At 57.6% G+C, this 1,011-nt stretch carries 2 protein-coding genes; one reads left to right on the plus strand and one right to left on the minus strand.

The features are described from left to right. The first annotated feature begins 314 nt into the window (after positions 1 to 314). Entirely contained in the window at positions 315 to 527 is a 213-nt protein-coding gene (locus tag IFS44_RS21615) for a hypothetical protein (RefSeq protein ID WP_192100200.1), read from the plus strand. 56 nt (positions 528 to 583) lie between these two features. Here the strand turns inward: IFS44_RS21615 and IFS44_RS21620 are convergent, their stop codons facing one another. After that, a complete protein-coding gene (locus tag IFS44_RS21620) occupies positions 584 to 913 on the minus strand; it encodes a hypothetical protein (RefSeq protein ID WP_192100202.1) in 330 nt (109 codons plus the stop codon). Between the last annotated feature and the right edge of the window lie 98 nt (positions 914 to 1,011).

Genomic DNA, 1,011 nt, shown 5'->3' on the forward strand with positions numbered 1-1,011 from the left:
GGCTCAATTGGCGCCATCTGGGGAACGTCGATTTGCCAAGTTCGGTTCGCGGGCCGGCGTTTTGGCAAGATGACATGTGGGTAGTGGAGGTGACAGGTTATAAACCGATCATCTCCTTACAAATATATCGGAGGTATCCCCCGCCATTTTAGTCTCGGACTTTCTTCGGCGCGTGGTCTCCTTTCGATGTCGGCGCCTCTGTTAACGGCAGCTATCGCCACATTCGTACCCAAAAGCGGCCTGTCCGTTGACCACCAGTAGCGGACATTCACATAAAGTGACTATGTTGCCAAAGCGAGGTTGAAGGGGGTGACATGGCAGGCAAGCGAGATGACATGGGGCGGCTCATTGACCCCGCCGAGGCGCAGGAGGAGGCCCTGCGAGGGTTGTGGGACCTGCTCGACGAGATCGAACTTGCTGGCTTTCCGTCCGAGCTTCACCAAGAGCTCTTTGCTGTTCGCAACAAAATGGTCGCTGACTTCAAGTCGCGCTTCCCCGGTCAAGGTGAGGGGCGGGCCATTTGGTAACTTCCGCTTTCCACCAATTCCAACCATTTTGTTTCCGCCCAGAAGCGGCCGCTCGGCTAAGCCAGCGCCCACGCAATAGCTCCCACGACGGCTGCTACCAGCGCAAAGCACCCCCACCACGGGACGGCAACGCCGTCGAAATAGTCACCAGTGGCGAGATAGGTTCGAACAGCGTCGCGCTGCGTCTCACCATAGCTTGCATCGCGAGCGCGGATGTCGCTGTCAGAGAGGAAATGCGTCACGATCTCAGGAATGTCATCGCTGGATGCATCGAGATCGCGATCCAGCTCGTCACAGAGACGGTCTACGACAGGCCAATCCACTATAGGTGCTTCTTCGGCAGCGAGTATCCTTGTTAGGCGGGCCTGTATGTCGCTGGTTGCCATAGCGTTGGCATAGCGTCGTTGGCGCTAGTGGACGACTGCTTTCGCCCGATTGTGTTGAAGAAGTCGGCCTCGGCGCCGGCTGGCACCGGCTTAAAATC

The organism is Sphingomonas sp. CFBP 13706, assembly GCF_014842355.1.
Classification (GTDB): Bacteria; Pseudomonadota; Alphaproteobacteria; order Sphingomonadales; family Sphingomonadaceae; genus Sphingomonas; species Sphingomonas aerolata.

Bases quoted from the DNA above. Each gene is read 5' to 3' on its own strand.
- IFS44_RS21620 (WP_192100202.1), bottom strand. From the start codon at position 913: ATGGCAACCAGCGACATACAGGCCCGCCTAACAAGGATACTCGCTGCC.
- IFS44_RS21615 (WP_192100200.1), top strand. From the start codon at position 315: ATGGCAGGCAAGCGAGATGACATGGGGCGGCTCATTGACCCCGCCGAG.